This window comes from Vannielia litorea (genome assembly GCF_900142295.1).
In the GTDB taxonomy this organism is placed as follows: domain Bacteria; phylum Pseudomonadota; class Alphaproteobacteria; order Rhodobacterales; family Rhodobacteraceae; genus Vannielia; species Vannielia litorea.
The window spans coordinates 3448738-3464624 of sequence record NZ_FSRL01000001.1 but is presented as its reverse complement, the minus strand read 5'-3'; the positions used below and the strand labels follow the sequence as shown (position 1 = coordinate 3464624).

The window sequence follows — 15887 nt, the reverse complement described above, 5'->3', positions numbered from 1 at the left end:
GATGGCGGAGAAGAAAAGAGGCTTGGGCCGCGGGCTTTCGGCGCTGATGGCCGATGTTGCCCCGCGGGAAGAGAACAGCAGCGCCCCTGCGCCGGCCGAGAGGCGGTTGCCCATCGAGCGTATCGAGCCCAATCCCGACCAGCCGCGCCGCGACTTCGAGATGGAGCCGCTTCAGGAGCTGGCCAATTCGATCCGTGAGCGCGGCATCATCCAGCCGCTCATCGTCCGCAAAGATCCAGCTAAGTCAAATATTTACCAGATCGTTGCCGGTGAGCGCCGCTGGCGGGCCGCGCAAATGGCGCAGCTCCACGATGTGCCGGTCATTGTCCGCGAGTTCACCGATGAAGAGGTGCTCAAGGTCGCGATCATCGAGAACGTGCAGCGAGAGGATCTCAACCCGATCGACGAGGCACACGGCTATCGACAGCTCATCGATCGCTTTGGTCACACCCAGGAGCACCTGGCACAGGCGCTCGGCAAGAGCCGCAGCCATGTCGCCAACCTCATGCGCCTTCTCCAGCTGCCGGACGATGTGCAGCGTCTGCTTCGCGATGGCCGCCTGTCTTCGGGCCACGCCCGCGCCCTCATCACCGCCGACAACCCCTCAGAGCTTGCCCGGCAGGTGGTTCAGAAAGGCCTATCGGTGCGGCAGACCGAGCAGCTTGCCAAGGGCGAGAAGAGGAGCGCGCCGTCGCAAAAACCTGCGCCCTCCAAGGATGCCGACACCCGCGCATTGGAGAACGACCTAACTGCCAACCTCGGGCTCAAGGTCGTCATCGACCATGACGTCTCCGGCAGCGGGCGGATGTCGATCTCCTACAGGGACCTCGACGATCTCGATGCGCTCTGCCGCGTGCTGACAGCTACGCCTCTGGACGTGTCCAGATGAACAGCATCACGCATCCCAGTGTCACGGCTTGAATCATCAGCACGTGACCGGGGAGCGTAAGCACCACAGAGAGACTGAAAACCGCGAGAACAGAGACTGTTGCAGCCCATTTCGCCCGCCGGTGTATGGCCCCGTTGCGGCGCCAGTCCGTGATCATCGGCCCGAAGGTGCGATGGGCGAGCAGCCAGTCGTGCAGCCGCCCGGACGATCTGGCAAAGCAGAAGGCCGCCAAGAGCACAAAGGGCACAGTCGGCAGCAAGGGCAGCACGATGCCGATGGCCCCCAGGGCCAGGCTCACGCCGCCCGCTGCTCCCCAAAGCGCCCTCATCTCAAACCATCAACTCCCGAATCACCGCGTTCAAGACCATTCGGCCGCGACGCGTGGCGCTGAGCCTGTCGCCGTCAGTCTTAACGAGGCCGGACTCCCGCAGGTCATTGATGACAGCGCCGTTCAGATCGGCACCCCCCAAGGCCGCAAAGCGCGAGAATGACACACCCTCGGTGATGCGCAGCCCCATCATCAGGTATTCGGCCGCCTGGTCGGAACCATCGAGCGCTTCCCGGGCCTCCGCCCTCGCGCCGCCTACCTGCTCCAGCCATTTCGACGGTGCCGAGCTGGCGACCGTGGCGTATCTCTGGCCACCCAAGGTCAGGCGACCATGTGCACCGGGCCCGATCCCGGCGTAATCCCCATACCGCCAATACACATGGTTGTGCCGCGACGCGGAGCCTTCTTGAGCATGGTTAGAGACTTCATAGGCGCCAAATCCGGCTTCCGAGGTCATCTCCTGGGTCAGCTCAAACATATCCGCGCCAAGGTCGTCATCCGGCAGACCGCGCAACTTGCCGATCGCGTAGCGGTCGCCAAAGGCGGTGCCGGGTTCGATGGTGAGCTGGTAGAGCGAAAGGTGATCGGCGGCGAGATCGAGCGCCTCGGTCAGCTCGTCGCGCCAGGCCTCCAGGCCCTGATGTTGCCGCGCATAGATCAGGTCAAAACTCACCCGGCCAAAGTGCGCCTTTGCCACCGCGAGCGCCGCTTTCGCCTGGGCCACGTCATGCAGGCGCCCGAGGGCTTTCAAATCCGCGTCCCGTAACGATTGCACGCCAAGCGACACCCGGTTTACTCCCGCTTCGGCATAGCCGGCAAAACGGCGCGCCTCAACCGAGGAGGGGTTAGCCTCCAGCGTAATCTCGATGTCATTGGCCCGCGGCCAGAATCGGCCGATCTCTGCAAGGATCGCGGCCACAGTCTCGGGCTCCATCAACGAGGGCGTGCCCCCGCCGAAATAAACCGAGTTCAGCACCCGCCCCTCGGTTTCGCGCCCCACCCGCCCGATCTCGCGCAGGTAGGCCTCGCGCCAGGCCGATTGGTCGATCCGGGCGGAGACATGGGAATTGAAGTCGCAATAGGGGCACTTTGCCGCGCAGAACGGCCAGTGAATGTAGAGGCCGAAGCCGCCGTGCTGCCAGTCAGCGCGCAAAGCAGCCTGCAACGAGCTTCTGGAAGGCGCGCGTGCGGTGGGCGATCTCGGCCTTCTGCTCCGGGGCCATCTCGCCAAAGGTCAGCCGCTCGCCCTCGGGCAGGAACATGGGGTCAAACCCAAACCCGTTGCCGCCCCGCATCGGCCACACCAGGCTTCCCTCGGTTGTTCCCTCGAAGATCTCGTCATGCCCGTCTGGCCAGGCCAGGCAGAGCGTCGCCACAAACCGCGCCGTCCTCGGTTCGGGTGCGGCAATGCCCTCGCATTCTTCCCAGACGCGCGTCATCGCCAGCACGAAATCCCGGCCATTCGGCGTTTCGGCCCAATCGGCGGTATACACACCCGGCCGCCCGCCCAGCGCATCCACCTCGATGCCGCTGTCATCGGCCAGTGCGGGCAGGCCACTGGCCTTGGCGGCAAAGTGGGCCTTGATCCGGGCATTGCCGATGAAGGTGGATTCCGTCTCCTCAGGCTCCTCGAGCCCCAGTTCGCCGGCACTCGTGACAGACACCTCGAACGGCGCAAGCAGGGCAGAGATCTCCCGCAGCTTGCCCGCGTTATGGGTCGCGATCACCAGCTTGTCGCCGTCGAACCGTCTCACGCCGACACCGCTGCCTTCTGTGCCTCCACCAGCTCGGACACACCGGCCTCGGCGAGGTCCATCAGCGCGTCGAGCTCGCTGCGCGCAAAGGTCGCCCCCTCGGCGCTGGCCTGAACCTCAATCAGCTTGCCCCTGCCGGTCATCACAAAGTTGCCATCGGTCCCGGCCTCGCTGTCCTCGGCATAGTCGAGGTCCACCACGGCCTGCCCGGCATAGATGCCGCAGCTCACTGCCGCCACGTGATCGAGGATCGGATCGGTCTTCACCAGCCCGGCGGCCATCAACTTCTGGACGGCGAGCTTCAGCGCCACCCAGCCTCCGGTGATCGAGGCACAGCGGGTGCCGCCATCGGCCTGAATCACATCGCAGTCGATCTGGATCTGCCGCTCCCCGAGCGCCTGAAAGTCCACTCCGGCCCGCAGAGAACGGCCGATAAGACGTTGAATTTCCTGTGTCCTTCCAGACTGACCGTTCTTCGCCTCGCGGCGCATCCGGCTGTGCGTCGCCCGCGGCAGCATCCCGTATTCCGCCGTCACCCAGCCCTTGCCGCTGTTCTTGAGAAAAGGCGGAACACGCTCTTCCACCGTCGCGGTGCAGATCACCTGGGTCTCCCCGCACTTGATCAGACAGGAGCCCTCCGCATAGCGGGTGACTTGGGTTTCGATGATGATCGGGCGCATGGCGTTCAGGGCACGGCCGGAAGGGCGCATTCTTGGTCCTCCTGATGGGTTGCCCCCTCTTGGCCTCCATGGCTCTCAGACGCAAGCAAGATTGACCTTCCCGCCGCCGCGTCCCTATCTAAACCCCATGAGCAACGCCGCGAAATTGCTGGAAGAGATGAACGACCGCTCCCGCGAGGTTTTTCGCCGGGTGGTCGAGAGCTACCTTGCCACGGGCGAGCCCGTCGGCTCCCGCACGCTCACCCGCGTGCTGGAAGAGAAGGTCTCTGCCGCGACGATCCGCAATGTGATGCAGGATCTCGAGTATCTCGGCCTCCTGAACAGCCCGCACGTCTCCGCCGGCCGAATCCCCACGCAGCAGGGCCTCCGCATGTTCGTCGACGGGTTGCTCGAAGTCCGCGATCTCGGCCCCGAAGACCGCGAGAAGATCGACGCCACCCTCGGCAGCAACACCAGCGACGTGTCCAGCCTGCTCTCCCGTGTCGGTGCCGCGCTCTCCGGCACGACCCAGGTGGCCAGCCTCGTCCTGGCGCCCAAGCATGAAGCGGCGATCAAGCACATCGAGTTCGTCCAACTCGGCCCCGACCGCGCCCTCGTGGTGCTTGTCTTCTCGGATGGCCATGTCGAGAACCGCGTCTTCACGCCGCCCGCCGGGCAAACGCCCTCTTCCATGCGCGAAGCCGCCAACTTCCTGAATTCCTTCGCAGAAGGCCACTCCCTCAGCGAGATGCGCGGCCTCATCGCCCAGGAGATCGGCGCCCGCCGTCAGGAGATCGACGCGCTGGCCGCCGAGCTTGTCGCCGAGGGCACCGCGATCTGGGAGGCCCAGGGCGAACCGCACGAGCGCCTCGTCGTGCGCGGCCGCGCCAACCTTCTGGCCGATTCCGAGCCCGAAGAACTCGACCGCATCCGCACCCTCTTCGACGATCTCGAGCGCAAGCGCGACATCGCCGAATTCCTTGAACTCACCGATGCCGGCGAGGGTGTGCGCATTTTTATAGGTTCCGAGAACAAGCTCTTTTCACTTTCGGGTTCATCTTTGGTCGTGAGTCCTTATATGAATGCCGACCGGAAGATCATCGGCGCCGTGGGGGTCATCGGGCCCACGCGGCTCAACTACGGCCGGATCGTTCCAATCGTTGATTACACCGCGCAGCTTGTCGGCAAGCTGATCGCGGATCGAGGCAAAGGGTAAGACATGGCGGATCCCAAGCAGGAACCGGAAGAGCTGATCGACATCGACGCGCTGGCCGAGCAGGCCGAGGCACCTGCCGAAGAGGCAGCCGAGATGGACGAGGTCGAGATTCTGCGCGCCGAGCGCGACGAGATGCGAGACCGTTTCATGCGCGCGCTGGCCGATGCGGAAAACGCCCGCAAGCGCGGCGAGCGTGACCGGCGCGAGGCCGAGCAGTATGGCGGCTCCAAGCTGGCCCGCGACATGCTGCCGGTTTACGACAACCTCAAGCGCGCCCTCGACGCCGCCGGCGATCACGAAGGCCGGAGCGAGAGCATGTCGGCGCTGATGGAAGGCGTCGAGCTGACCATGCGCGAGTTGCTGAACATCTTCGAGAAGCATGGAATCACCCGGATCTCCCCCGCCGTTGGCGACAGGTTCGACCCCCAGATGCACCAGGCGATGTTCGAGGCCCCGCTGCCCGACACCAAGCAGGGCGACATCATCCAGGTCGCCGGCGAGGGCTTCATGCTGCACGACCGGCTCCTGCGCCCGGCGCAGGTCGGCGTGTCGAGCAATCCGGGCTGACACGGCGCGCGTCATCCTCGGGCTCGACCCGAGGATCTCCCACCACGAGATTCTCTGGTCAAGCCAGAGAATGACGCCCGGCTACTCCGCCAGCCGCTTCAATTCATAAATGATCTCAAGCGCCTCGCGGGGCGTCAGCTCGTCGGGCAGCACCCCGGCGAGCCTTTCCTTGAGCGCGTCCGCTTCGGGCTTCAACGGCGCCGGCGCCTGCTTGGGCATGGCCGCGAAGAGTGGCAGATCGTCGATCAGCCGCGCCTTGTCTCCTCCCTCGCGCTCACCCTTCTCCAGTTGTTCCAGCACCATCCGGGCACGCGCCACCACCGCGTCGGGCAACCCCGCCAGCTTGGCGACCTGAACGCCATAGCTCGCTTCGGCCGCCCCCATCCGCACCTCATGCAGAAAGATCACGTCGCCGCCCCATTCCTTCACTGCCACTGTCGCGTTCTCCGCACCGTTCAGCTTGGCGCTCAGCGCGGTCATCTCGTGGTAATGGGTGGCAAAGAGCGCCCGCGCCCGGTTCACGTCGTGCAGGTGTTCCATCACCGCCCAAGCGATCGAAAGCCCGTCATAGGTAGCGGTCCCGCGACCGATCTCGTCGAGAATCACCAGGCTCCGGTCGTCGGCCTGGTTCAAGATCGCCGCCGTTTCCACCATCTCGACCATGAAGGTCGATCGCCCCCGCGCCAGGTCGTCCGCCGCGCCGACGCGCGAGAAAAGGCTCGAAACGAGGCCCACATGCGCCCGTTTCGCCGGCACAAAACTTCCGGCCTGTGCCAGCAGCGCGATCAGTGCGTTCTGACGCAGAAAGGTCGACTTGCCCGCCATGTTCGGGCCGGTCAGAAGCCAGATATGAGCGCCGTCGCCGCCGTCGCTCAGCCCGCAGTCGTTGGCCACAAAGGTTTGCCCGCCCTCGCGCCGCAGTGCGGCCTCCACCACCGGATGCCGTCCGGCCTCCACCTCGAAGGCCCGGCCCTCGTCCACCACCGGGCGCACCCAGCCCTCGCCGCTGGCAAGGTCGGCCAGCGCACAGGCGAGGTCCAGTTCCGCCAAGGCACGCGCCGCCCCGCCTACCCCGGCAGAGGCATCAAGAACCGCCTGCCTCAGGCTAGAATAGAGACGTTTCTCGATTTCCAACGAGCGCCCGGCCGCATTCAGGATTCGCGTTTCCAGCTCGCTCAGCTCCACCGTGGTAAAGCGGATCGCATTGGCCGTGGTCTGCCGGTGGATGAAAACTTCCGAGAGCGGCGGCTTCATCATCTTGTCGGCATGGGTCGCCGTGGTCTCGATGAAGTAACCCAACACGTTGTTGTGCTTGATCTTCAGCGCCGCGATCCCGGTCTGCTCGATGAACCCGGCCTGCATCCGCGCAATCACGCCCCGGCCTTCGTCGCGCAGGGTCCGCGCGTCGTCGAGCTCCGCCTCATATCCCGCAGCGATAAACCCGCCATCCCGCGCCAGCAGCGGCGGCTCCGCGACCAACGCAGCATCCAGCAGATCGGCGAGCTCTCCGTGGCCGCGCAAGGCCTCCGCCGCCTCGGCCACCAGCTCTGGCACCTCGCCCCTGAGCGTCTCCGCCAGCACTTCCGCCTGTGCCAACCCGTTGCGCACGGCGGCCAGGTCGCGCGGGCCGCCCCGGTCGAGCGCCAGCCGCGAGAGCGCCCGGTCCATGTCGGGCACCCGCCGCAGTGCATCGCGCAGCCGCTCCCGCAGCGCCGCATCCAGTGCCCATTCCACCGTATCGAGCCGCCTTTGCACCTCCGCGAGCTTCCGCGAAGGCGCCGAGATACGCCGTTCCAGCAGCCGCCCGCCCCCGGCGGTCAGCGTCCGGTCGATCGCGGCAATCAGGCTTCCCTCGCGCCCGCCGCTCAGGCTGCGCGTCAGCTCGAGGTTCCGCCGGGTGGCCGCGTCGATCTGCATCACGCCGCCCAGGTCCTCCGCCACAGGCGGGCGCAACAGCGGCAACTGCCCCTTCTGGGTCAGCTCCAGATACGCAACGATCGCCCCAAGGGCCGAAAGCTCGGCGCGCCCGAAGGTGCCAAAGGCATCCAGCGTCTTCACGCCCAGCGCCGCACAAAGCCGCGCCCTGCCGCTCTCGCTGTCAAAGCTCTCAGGTGAGGCAAAGGTGGCCGAGGCCCCCAGATCAGAGACTGTTTCAGCCTGAAACGGCTCTGCACGCTCGCTCAGCAGCACTTCGCGCGGTGCGAGTCGGGCCAGCTGCGGCCCCAGCATCTCGGGCCCGCATCCGACCACGCGAAAGGCCCCGGTCGAGATATCCACCCACGCCAGTGCACCCTCGTCGCGCACCTGCGCATAGGCCGCCAGGTAGTTGTGCCGCCGCGGCTCCAGCAGGCTCTCCTCGGTGAGCGTGCCCGGCGTGACCAGCCGCACGACCTCGCGCCGCACAACCGCCTTGTAGCCGCGCTTCTTGGCCTCTTCCGGGCTCTCCATCTGCTCGCAGACCGCCACCCGAAAGCCCTTGCGGATCAGCGTCAGCAGGTAGCTCTCGGCCGCATGCACCGGCACCCCGCACATCGGAATGTCGTCGCCGTCGTGCTTGCCCCGCTTGGTCAGCGCGATATCGAGCGCCTCTGCCGCCGCCACCGCGTCGTCAAAGAACATCTCGTAGAAATCGCCCATCCGGTAGAACAGCAGCGCGCCCGGATGATCCGCCTTGATCTCCAGGTACTGCGCCATCATCGGTGTGACTGTTACAGAACTCACACTTGCCCCCGCCCGCTCATTTGGCGGACCATAGCCCCAGCGCATGGGAGGAAAAACCCCCGGTGGACGTAACGTCACCACCGGATTAAGACGCGCTGCGCAAGGAGGAAAGACATGGCCAGATCCCGCATCACGCCCGAAGAGGCGCTGAGCTTCCACCTCGAGCCGCGCCCCGGCAAGCTCGAGATCAACGCCACCGTGGCCATGACCACCCAGCGCGACCTGTCGCTGGCCTATTCGCCGGGCGTTGCCGTGCCGGTGGAGGCCATCGCCGAGAACCCGGCCGCCGCCTACGACTACACCTCCAAGGGCAACCTCGTCGCCGTCATCTCCAACGGCACCGCCATCCTCGGCCTCGGCAACCTCGGTGCGCTGGCCTCCAAGCCGGTGATGGAGGGCAAGGCCGTGCTCTTCAAGCGCTTCGCCGATATCGATTCGATCGACCTCGAACTGGATACCGAGGATGCCCAGGAGTTCATCAACGCGGTCAAGCTGATGGGCCCCTCCTTCGGTGGCATCAACCTGGAGGATATCAAGGCACCGGAGTGCTTCATCATCGAGCAGCAGCTCAAGGAGATGATGGATATTCCGGTGTTTCACGACGACCAGCACGGCACCGCCGTGATCTGCGCCGCCGGCCTCATCAACGCGCTGCACATCTCCGGCAAGAAGATCGAGGATGTCCGCATCGTGCTCAACGGCGCCGGCGCGGCGGGCATCGCCTGCCTCGAGCTGCTCAAGTCGATGGGTGCCCGCCACGAAAACTGCATCATGTGCGATACCAAGGGCGTCATCTACCAGGGCCGCACCGAGGGCATGAACCAGTGGAAGTCGGCCCATGCGGTCAAGACCGACCTGCGCGAGCTGAAGGAGGCGATGAAGGGGGCAGACGTGTTTCTCGGCGTCTCCGCCAAGGGCGCGGTGACGCAGGAGATGGTCCTGAGCATGGCCGAGAACCCGGTCATCTTCGCCATGGCCAACCCCGACCCCGAGATCACGCCCGAAGAGGCTCACGAGGTGCGCCCCGATGCCATCGTCGCCACCGGCCGCAGTGACTACCCCAACCAGGTCAACAACGTTCTCGGTTTTCCCTATCTCTTTCGCGGAGCGCTCGACATTCACGCCCGCGCCATCAACGACGAGATGAAGATCGCCTGCGCCGAGGCCCTGGCCGAGCTGGCCCGCGCCGACGTGCCCGACGAGGTTGCCATGGCCTATGGCCGCAAGCTCAGCTTCGGGCGCGACTACATCATCCCCACGCCCTTCGACCCCCGGCTCATTCACATCGTTCCGCCCGCCGTCGCGCGTGCGGGCATGGATACCGGCGTCGCCCGCCGCCCGATCGTCGACATGGATGCCTATGAGGCCACCCTGAGGGCCCGGATGGACCCGACCGCCTCGATCCTCCGCTCCATCCACGCCCGCGCCCGCAACGCTCAGGCCCGGATGATCTTTGCCGAGGGCGATGACGTGCGCGTGCTCCGCGCTGCCGTCGCCTATCAGCGCCAGGGCTGCGGCAAGGCGCTCATCGTCGGCCGTGCCGATGATGTGAAAGACCGGCTCGAAGGTGCCGGGCTGGGCGATGCCGTGCGCGAGCTGGAGGTGGTGAATGCCGCCAACACCGTGCATCTCGATCACTACAAGGATTTTCTCTATTCCCGCCTGCAACGCCGCGGGATCGACCGGCAGGATGTGCACCGCCTCGCCGCCCGCGACCGTCACGTCTTCGGCGCGCTGATGCTCGCCCATGGCCATGGCGACGGGCTGGTCACCGGCGCCACCCGCAAGTCGGCCCATGCGCTGCAGCTCGTCGGCAATGTCTTCGATGTCACGCCCGAGTCCGGTGCCGTGGCCGTCACCGCTCTGCTGCACAAGGGCCGCATCGTGCTCATCGGCGACACGCTGGTGCACGAATGGCCCGATGAGGAAGATCTCGCCACCATCGCCGAGCGTGGCGCCGCCGTGGCCCGCTCGCTCGGGCTCGAGCCGCGCGTCGCCTTCCTCAGCTTCTCCACCTTCGGCTATCCGGTCTCGGAGCGGGCGCAAAAGATGCACCTCGCGCCCCAGGTCCTCGACCGTCGCGGGGTGGATTTCGAGTACGACGGCGAGATGACGGTCGACGTGGCGATGAACCGCGACCAGATGGCCAACTACCCCTTCTGCCGACTCACCGGCCCGGCCAACGTGCTGGTGGTGCCGGCGCGCCATTCTGCCTCGATTTCAACCAAGCTGCTGCAGGAGATGGCCGGTGCCACCGTGATCGGCCCGATCCTCACCGGCATCGACAAGTCGATCCAGATTTGTTCGACAACCTCGACCGCGAGCGACATTCTCAACATGGCCGTCCTTGCTGCGGCCAAGATCGGATAGGGCAGGGGATACCGTGACCGTCTACAACTTCGGCTCGATCAACCGCGACCTCATCCACGAGGTTCCGCACATGCCCGCCCCGGGCGAGACCCTGGCCGCCAAGCGTTACTCGGTCGGGCTCGGTGGCAAGGGTGCCAACCAATCCGTCGCCTGCGCACGAGCCGGGGCAAAGACGGTGCACATCGGCGCCGTCGGCCAGCAAGATACCTGGTCCCTCGCTCAGCTCGAGGGTTTCGGCGTCGATGTCAGCCAGATCCGCCGAGTCGAGGCCGAAACCGGCCATGCGGTGATCTACGTCGATCCGACCGGCGAGAACTCCATCGTCATCCAGCATGGGGCCAATGCCGAGCAATCGCTGGAGGCGGTCGAAGCGGTGCTTGCCAAGGCCAACTCGGGTGACATCCTGCTCCTGCAAAACGAGACCCCCTTCACCGAAGAAACCGCCAAACTGGGCCGGAACAGAGACCTTTTCGTCATCTATTCCGCCGCCCCCTTCGAGCCGGACGCCGTCAGCGCCATGCTGCCCTACATCGACCTCCTGGTGATGAACCGGGGCGAGTGCGAAGAGCTCGAGCGCCGCAACAAGATGCCGCTGGCCGACATCCCTGTGCCCCATGTGCTCGTCACCCTCGGGGCCGACGGCGCCATCTGGCGCGACCAGTCCGACGGCAGCGTGACCCATGTGGCCGCCCGCAAGGTCGATGCCGTCGATACCACCGGCGCGGGCGATTGTTTCACCGGCGTCCTTGCTGCCGCCCTGTCGGAGGGAAAGAACCGCAAGCAGGCGCTCGAAATGGCCAGCGCTGCCGCCGCGATTCAGGTCACCCGACCCGGCGCGGCGCCCGCCATGCCAACGCGCGACGAGATCGACGCGGCCCTACAGGATGGGTGAACCCCTCCGTCAACCGCCGGCAAACGGCGCGGCCGATCCCCACAGCTCCCGCACCCTCGCATCGCGGCCGCAGCCTTCGCGGTAGAGCTTGTAGGCGCTCGCCTTCGACCTCGGCCCGAAGCGGGTCAGGATGATCTCGCCCTGCTTGTAATAGTCCTGGTGATAGGCCTCTGCCGCGTAGAACGGCGCGGCATCCAGAACCGGTGTCACCACCGCCTTGCCCAGCGCCGCCTCGGCCTCGCGTACTGCCGCCTTGGCAGAGGCCTTCTCCGCCGGATCAGAGACGAAAATGGCGGTCCGGTAGGTCTCTCCCCGGTCGCAAAACTGCCCGCCCGCATCGGTCGGGTCCACACTCCGCAGGAAGGCATGCAGGATCTGCTCGTAGGTCACCACCGCCGGATCGTATTTCACCTGGACCGCCTCGTAGTGCCCGGTCCCCCCGCGCACCACCTGCTTGTAGCTCGGGTTTGACACGGTTCCGCCGGTAAACCCCGAGACAACCTCCTGCACGCCCTTGAGCTTCTCGAAGTCCGCCTCGACACACCAGAAGCACCCGCCTGCCAGCACCGCCGTCTCCGTTGCGGCGGCTTTCGCCGGGGTGCAGTTCACCAGCACGCCCAGAGCCATCAAGATAGCCAGCACCACCGGCCGCCCGCGTTTCAGCTTCATCAACATCGGCAATCCTCCTGTTGCTCCGAGCCTTGCCGCCAGCGTGCCGCACGGTCCAATCACCGGGCCGTGACCTCACATCGTCTTTACCCTTGGAAACATCTCCTGCCCTGCCTAGCGTGGCGCCATGAACACCGAAGTCACCACCCACACCGCCGAGGACGACCCGCGCAACGAGACAATCCTCATCTGGCTGAACGGCACCCTGAAGCCCCGCGCCGAGGCGCTGGTCAGCGTCTATGACTCCGGCTTCATGCTGGGGGACGGCGTCTGGGAGGGTCTGCGTCTCTACGATGGCCGCTGGACCTTCATCGACGAACACATGAACCGTCTGTTCGAAGCCGCCAAGGCGATCGACCTCGAGATCGGCATGACCCGCGATGAGCTGATTTCGGCAATAACAGAGACGCAAGAGGCCAACGGAATGACCACCGACGCCCATGCGCGGCTCATGGTCACCCGCGGCATCAAGACCCGCCCCTTCCAGCACCCGTCGCTCTCGCGCCAGGGTCCGACCGTGGCGATCATCATGGAGCACTCCAGGCCCTCCATTCCCCGCCCGATCCGCCTTGCCACCGTGCCTCACCTGCGCGGCCTCCCGATGACGCAGGACCCCAAGCTCAACTCCCACAGCAAGCTCAACTGCATCCTCGCCTGCATCGCCGCCGAGAAGGCCGGCGCTGACGAGGCGCTCATGCTCGATGTGCATGGCTTCGTGAACACCACCAATGCCTGCAACTTCTTCATCGTGCGCAAGGGCGAGGTTTGGACCTCCACGGGCGATCACTGCATGAACGGCATCACCCGGCAAAAGGTGATCGACCTTTGCCACGCCAATGGCATCCCCTGCCGCGAGAAGAACTTCTCTCTGGTCGAGACCTACTCCGCCGACGAGGCCTTTCTCACCGGCACCTTCGGCGCGCAAACTCCCGTGGGCCAGATCGACGGCCGCACCATCGGCACCGGCGAGATGGGCCCCGTCACCACCCGCCTCCGTGCCCTCTACAAGGCCCTCGTCGCCCCATGATAATCGCCATGTGGTCCGGCCCGCGCAACCTCTCGACCGCGATGATGTATGCCTTCGGCAACCGGGCCGATTTCCATGTGGTGGACGAGCCCTTCTATGGCCCCTATTTGCGGCAGACAGGCCTGAACCATCCGATGCGAAACGAAATCCTCGCAAGCCGCCCCAAAAACGCCGAAGAGGTCGCGGCGCAGCTTCTGGGCCCCATCCCCGGCGGCAGGCCCCACGCCTATCACAAGCACATGACCCAGCACATGATTCCGGGCGTGCCGCGGGGGTTCATGGGGTCTTGCGCAAACGTCTTTCTGCTCCGCCATCCTGCCCGCGTTCTGGCAAGTTTCTCCCATAAATATGAGGGCGTTACCGCCGACGATATCGGCTTTCGCCAGCAGGCGGAGCTTTATGATCACGTCTTGTCGCTCGGCCAGACCCCGATCGTCGTGGACAGCGCCGATATCCGGCAGGACCCCGAGGGAATGCTGAAAAAACTCTGTGCCGCGATCGGGCTGGATTGGGATCCGGCAATGCTGAGCTGGCCCAAGGGCGGCCACGCCTCCGATGGCGTCTGGGCCGCGCACTGGTATGCCTCGGTGCATGAAAGCACCGGCTTTGCGGGGCCGGAAGGGCCTCTGCCGGCGGTTCGGTCCGAACTGCAACACCTCGTGGAAGGGGCGATGCCGCACTACAACAGATTGAATGCCGTTGCCCTGAAACCTTAGGCTTTCAGAAACTTTGCCAGCTCCATCGCGGCGGCGGGATTGCCGGACACCCTGAGCTTGCCCATGACCACGGCGGTCATCGGGTTGAGCTCTCCCTTGAGCAGCTTCTTGAGGTTCTCGAGCGACAGTTTGATCGTGCAATCCGCGAGCCGGTCATCCACCACGACCTCGCGGCCATCCAGCACCATGATCCCGTCGCTGCCGCAGTCGAACTTGAGGCTTCGCTCATTCTTGCTGGCGGCAAGATGAGGGGCGATCTTGTCGGCGATCTCTTGCAGGGGGGTCGTCACTCTGGCGCTCCGGCTGTCACTGGCGGCAAAGAAATGGCCCGCCGAAGCGGGCCAGATCAAGCGTAACGCGGCGTCCGGTCAGCCCTTAACGCGTTGATTCCGCGTCGCGATCAGTTTCAGGCGCAGGGCGTTCAGGCGGATGAAGCCCTCGGCATCCTTCTGGTCATAGGCGCCCGCATCTTCCTCGAAGGTCACATGAGCCTCGGAGTAAAGCGAATGATCCGACCAGCGTGCCACGGTCCGGCAGAAGCCCTTGTAGAGCATCAGCTTCACCGTGCCGGTCACATGCTCCTGGCTCTTGTCGATCGCGGCCTGAAGCATCTCGCGCTCCGGGCTGAACCAGAAGCCGTTGTAGATCAGCTCGGCATAGCGCGGCATCAGGCTGTCCTTCAGGTGGCCGGCGCCGCTGTCGAGCGTGATCTGCTCGATGCCGCGATGGGCCTCCAGCAGGATCGTGCCGCCCGGCGTCTCGTAGATCCCGCGCGACTTCATGCCCACGAACCGGTTTTCGACAAAGTCGAGCCGCCCGATCCCGTGGCGCTTGCCGTGTTCGTTCAGCCGGGTCAGCACCGTGGCCGGGCTCATGGCCTCGCCGTTGATGCTGACGGCATCGCCCTTCTCAAATCCGATCTCGATGTATTCCGGCTCGTCCGGCCCGCCCAGCGGGTCTTCGGTGCGCTGATACACGTAATCCGGCGCCATCTTGCCCGGATCCTCCAGCACCTTGCCCTCGCTCGAGGTGTGCAGAAGGTTCGCATCCACGCTGAACGGTGCTTCGCCGCGCTTGTCCTTGGCAATCGGGATCTGATGCGCCTCGGCAAACTCGATCAGCCTGGTCCGGCTGCTGAGGTCCCACTCCCGCCAGGGCGCGATCACCTTGATCTCGGGGTTCAGCGCATAGGCGCTCAATTCGAACCGCACCTGGTCGTTGCCCTTGCCGGTTGCCCCGTGGGCCACCGCGTCGGCGCCGGTTTCCGCCGCGATCTCCACCAGCCGCTTGCTGATGAGCGGGCGGGCAATCGAGGTGCCCAGCAGGTAGAGCCCTTCATAGACCGCATTGGCGCGGAACATCGGAAAGACGAAATCCCGCACGAACTCTTCGCGGACATCCTCGATAAAGATGTTCTCGGGTTTGACCCCCAGCATCTCTGCCTTCTTGCGGGCCGGCTCCAGCTCCTCGCCCTGGCCGAGATCGGCGGTGAAGGTCACGACCTCGCAGCCATATTCGACCTCAAGCCACTTGAGGATGACCGAGGTATCAAGCCCGCCGCTGTAGGCGAGCACCACTTTCTTGGGGGCAGTCATGTGCCGGGCGCTCCGTCGTCTTGGGTTCAAGGCGGCGGTCTATGCGCATTTCTCGCCGAATCCAAGGCCCTCTCAGGGCGCAAGCCCCTGTTCGAAGGCGGCCATCGAGGCTTTGAAGCTGGCGGTGACGGCGGCAGCATCCGCCGGCCCGGCTGCGCCGGTGCGGGCGCGCAACTCCGCGTCCTGGCACAGGCGTGCAACCTCTTCAAACCCCATGTTCAGCGCCGAACTCTTGAGAGAGTGAAAGTCCTCCTCCCACTGGCCGGAGCCACCCGCCGCGAACTGGCTCAGCACCCTTTCTGTCTCGACGACGAACATGTCCTTCACCTCGGCAAAGGCATCTTCACCCACGTCGTCACGCAATCTCGTCACACGATCCCAGTCAATCATCACCCGATCCTCGGTGCTGCCCCGCCGGGCAAGGTTAGTACCCCCCGGTTTAAGAACGATTACCCGGCGCGTGACCGCGGGAATTCATTCAACC

The 15887-nt window shown here is 65.3% G+C and carries 16 protein-coding genes; 7 read left to right on the top strand and 9 right to left on the bottom strand.

All coding sequences use genetic code 11. The features are described 5' to 3' along the window. The first annotated feature begins 1 nt into the window (after position 1). Positions 2-889 (top strand): ParB/RepB/Spo0J family partition protein, encoded by an 888-nt coding sequence (locus tag BUR94_RS16910; RefSeq protein WP_074257335.1) that lies wholly within the window; start codon positions 2-4, stop codon positions 887-889. On the opposite strand, the gene BUR94_RS16905 is transcribed toward BUR94_RS16910, so the two are convergent. The 4 genes from BUR94_RS16905 to rph are packed head-to-tail and all read right to left on the bottom strand — an operon-like array spanning position 864 to position 3681. Next, positions 864-1217, bottom strand: a complete 354-nt coding sequence (locus BUR94_RS16905; protein ID WP_074257334.1) for a YbaN family protein — start codon at positions 1215-1217, stop codon at positions 864-866. The two genes, BUR94_RS16910 and BUR94_RS16905, sit on opposite strands and share 26 nt — an antisense overlap. 1 nt (position 1218) lies before the next feature. Then, on the bottom strand, positions 1219-2370 hold the full coding sequence (hemW, locus tag BUR94_RS16900; RefSeq protein WP_074257333.1) for a radical SAM family heme chaperone HemW: 1152 nt from the start codon (positions 2368-2370) through the stop codon (positions 1219-1221). Further along, complete coding sequence (rdgB, locus tag BUR94_RS16895) at positions 2360-2971, bottom strand: RdgB/HAM1 family non-canonical purine NTP pyrophosphatase (RefSeq protein ID WP_074257332.1); 612 nt, start codon at positions 2969-2971, stop codon at positions 2360-2362. Before rdgB ends, hemW begins: the two co-directional genes overlap by 11 nt. Further along, positions 2968-3681: a ribonuclease PH gene (rph, locus tag BUR94_RS16890; protein WP_074257331.1), complete on the bottom strand. Its 714-nt coding sequence runs from the start codon at positions 3679-3681 to the stop codon at positions 2968-2970. Before rph ends, rdgB begins: the two co-directional genes overlap by 4 nt. A gap of 97 nt (positions 3682-3778) precedes the next feature. On the opposite strand from rph, the gene hrcA reads away from it, so the two are divergent. Beyond that, on the top strand, positions 3779-4846 hold the full coding sequence (gene hrcA, locus BUR94_RS16885) for a heat-inducible transcriptional repressor HrcA (RefSeq protein ID WP_074257330.1): 1068 nt from the start codon (positions 3779-3781) through the stop codon (positions 4844-4846). A 3-nt stretch (positions 4847-4849) separates the two neighbouring features. After that, positions 4850-5413 carry a nucleotide exchange factor GrpE gene (locus BUR94_RS16880; protein WP_074257329.1) on the top strand — a complete coding sequence of 188 codons (564 nt, stop codon included), beginning with the start codon at positions 4850-4852 and terminating at the stop codon, positions 5411-5413. 81 nt (positions 5414-5494) lie between these two features. On the opposite strand, the gene mutS is transcribed toward BUR94_RS16880, so the two are convergent. Beyond that, positions 5495-8110 carry a DNA mismatch repair protein MutS gene (gene mutS, locus BUR94_RS16875; RefSeq protein WP_074257328.1) on the bottom strand — a complete coding sequence of 872 codons (2616 nt, stop codon included), beginning with the start codon at positions 8108-8110 and terminating at the stop codon, positions 5495-5497. Between the two features lie 138 nt (positions 8111-8248). On the opposite strand from mutS, the gene BUR94_RS16870 reads away from it, so the two are divergent. Continuing rightward, positions 8249-10504, top strand: coding sequence for an NADP-dependent malic enzyme (locus BUR94_RS16870; protein ID WP_074257327.1), 2256 nt, complete (start codon positions 8249-8251; stop codon positions 10502-10504). Positions 10505-10517: 13 nt separating this feature from the next. Then, entirely contained in the window at positions 10518-11396 is an 879-nt protein-coding gene (locus BUR94_RS16865) for a ribokinase (protein WP_074257326.1), read from the top strand. 9 nt (positions 11397-11405) lie between these two features. Here the strand turns inward: BUR94_RS16865 and msrA are convergent, their stop codons facing one another. Continuing rightward, positions 11406-12065: a peptide-methionine (S)-S-oxide reductase MsrA gene (gene msrA, locus BUR94_RS16860; protein ID WP_425445242.1), complete on the bottom strand. Its 660-nt coding sequence runs from the start codon at positions 12063-12065 to the stop codon at positions 11406-11408. Positions 12066-12192: 127 nt separating this feature from the next. Between msrA and BUR94_RS16855 the strand changes: the two genes are divergently transcribed. Beyond that, positions 12193-13092, top strand: coding sequence for a D-amino acid aminotransferase (locus tag BUR94_RS16855; protein ID WP_074257324.1), 900 nt, complete (start codon positions 12193-12195; stop codon positions 13090-13092). After that, positions 13089-13808 carry a sulfotransferase-like domain-containing protein gene (locus tag BUR94_RS16850; RefSeq protein ID WP_074257323.1) on the top strand — a complete coding sequence of 240 codons (720 nt, stop codon included), beginning with the start codon at positions 13089-13091 and terminating at the stop codon, positions 13806-13808. Before BUR94_RS16855 ends, BUR94_RS16850 begins: the two co-directional genes overlap by 4 nt. Here the strand turns inward: BUR94_RS16850 and BUR94_RS16845 are convergent. The 3 genes from BUR94_RS16845 to BUR94_RS16835 all read right to left on the bottom strand — a co-directional run bounded on the left by BUR94_RS16845 (position 13805) and on the right by BUR94_RS16835 (position 15793). Continuing rightward, positions 13805-14098, bottom strand: a complete 294-nt coding sequence (locus BUR94_RS16845) for an SCP2 sterol-binding domain-containing protein (RefSeq protein WP_425445241.1) — start codon at positions 14096-14098, stop codon at positions 13805-13807. The genes BUR94_RS16850 and BUR94_RS16845 overlap by 4 nt on opposite strands. 78 nt (positions 14099-14176) lie before the next feature. Beyond that, positions 14177-15403: an argininosuccinate synthase gene (locus BUR94_RS16840; RefSeq protein WP_074257322.1), complete on the bottom strand. Its 1227-nt coding sequence runs from the start codon at positions 15401-15403 to the stop codon at positions 14177-14179. A gap of 72 nt (positions 15404-15475) precedes the next feature. After that, positions 15476-15793, bottom strand: a complete 318-nt coding sequence (locus BUR94_RS16835) for an Hpt domain-containing protein (protein WP_074257321.1) — start codon at positions 15791-15793, stop codon at positions 15476-15478. Positions 15794-15887 lie beyond the last annotated feature (94 nt).

Excerpts from the sequence above, each read along its gene's own strand:
- BUR94_RS16910 (WP_074257335.1), top strand. The coding sequence starts at position 2 with ATGGCGGAGAAGAAAAGAGGCTTGGGCCGCGGGCTTTCGGCGCTGATG.
- BUR94_RS16905 (WP_074257334.1), bottom strand. The coding sequence starts at position 1,217 with ATGAGGGCGCTTTGGGGAGCAGCGGGCGGCGTGAGCCTGGCCCTGGGG.
- rph (WP_074257331.1), bottom strand. The coding sequence starts at position 3,681 with ATGCGCCCTTCCGGCCGTGCCCTGAACGCCATGCGCCCGATCATCATC.
- hrcA (WP_074257330.1), top strand. The coding sequence starts at position 3,779 with ATGAGCAACGCCGCGAAATTGCTGGAAGAGATGAACGACCGCTCCCGC.
- BUR94_RS16880 (WP_074257329.1), top strand. The coding sequence starts at position 4,850 with ATGGCGGATCCCAAGCAGGAACCGGAAGAGCTGATCGACATCGACGCG.
- mutS (WP_074257328.1), bottom strand. The coding sequence starts at position 8,110 with ATGATGGCGCAGTACCTGGAGATCAAGGCGGATCATCCGGGCGCGCTG.
- BUR94_RS16870 (WP_074257327.1), top strand. The coding sequence starts at position 8,249 with ATGGCCAGATCCCGCATCACGCCCGAAGAGGCGCTGAGCTTCCACCTC.
- msrA (WP_425445242.1), bottom strand. The coding sequence starts at position 12,065 with ATGAAGCTGAAACGCGGGCGGCCGGTGGTGCTGGCTATCTTGATGGCT.
- BUR94_RS16855 (WP_074257324.1), top strand. The coding sequence starts at position 12,193 with ATGAACACCGAAGTCACCACCCACACCGCCGAGGACGACCCGCGCAAC.
- BUR94_RS16850 (WP_074257323.1), top strand. The coding sequence starts at position 13,089 with ATGATAATCGCCATGTGGTCCGGCCCGCGCAACCTCTCGACCGCGATG.
- BUR94_RS16840 (WP_074257322.1), bottom strand. The coding sequence starts at position 15,403 with ATGACTGCCCCCAAGAAAGTGGTGCTCGCCTACAGCGGCGGGCTTGAT.
- BUR94_RS16835 (WP_074257321.1), bottom strand. The coding sequence starts at position 15,793 with ATGATTGACTGGGATCGTGTGACGAGATTGCGTGACGACGTGGGTGAA.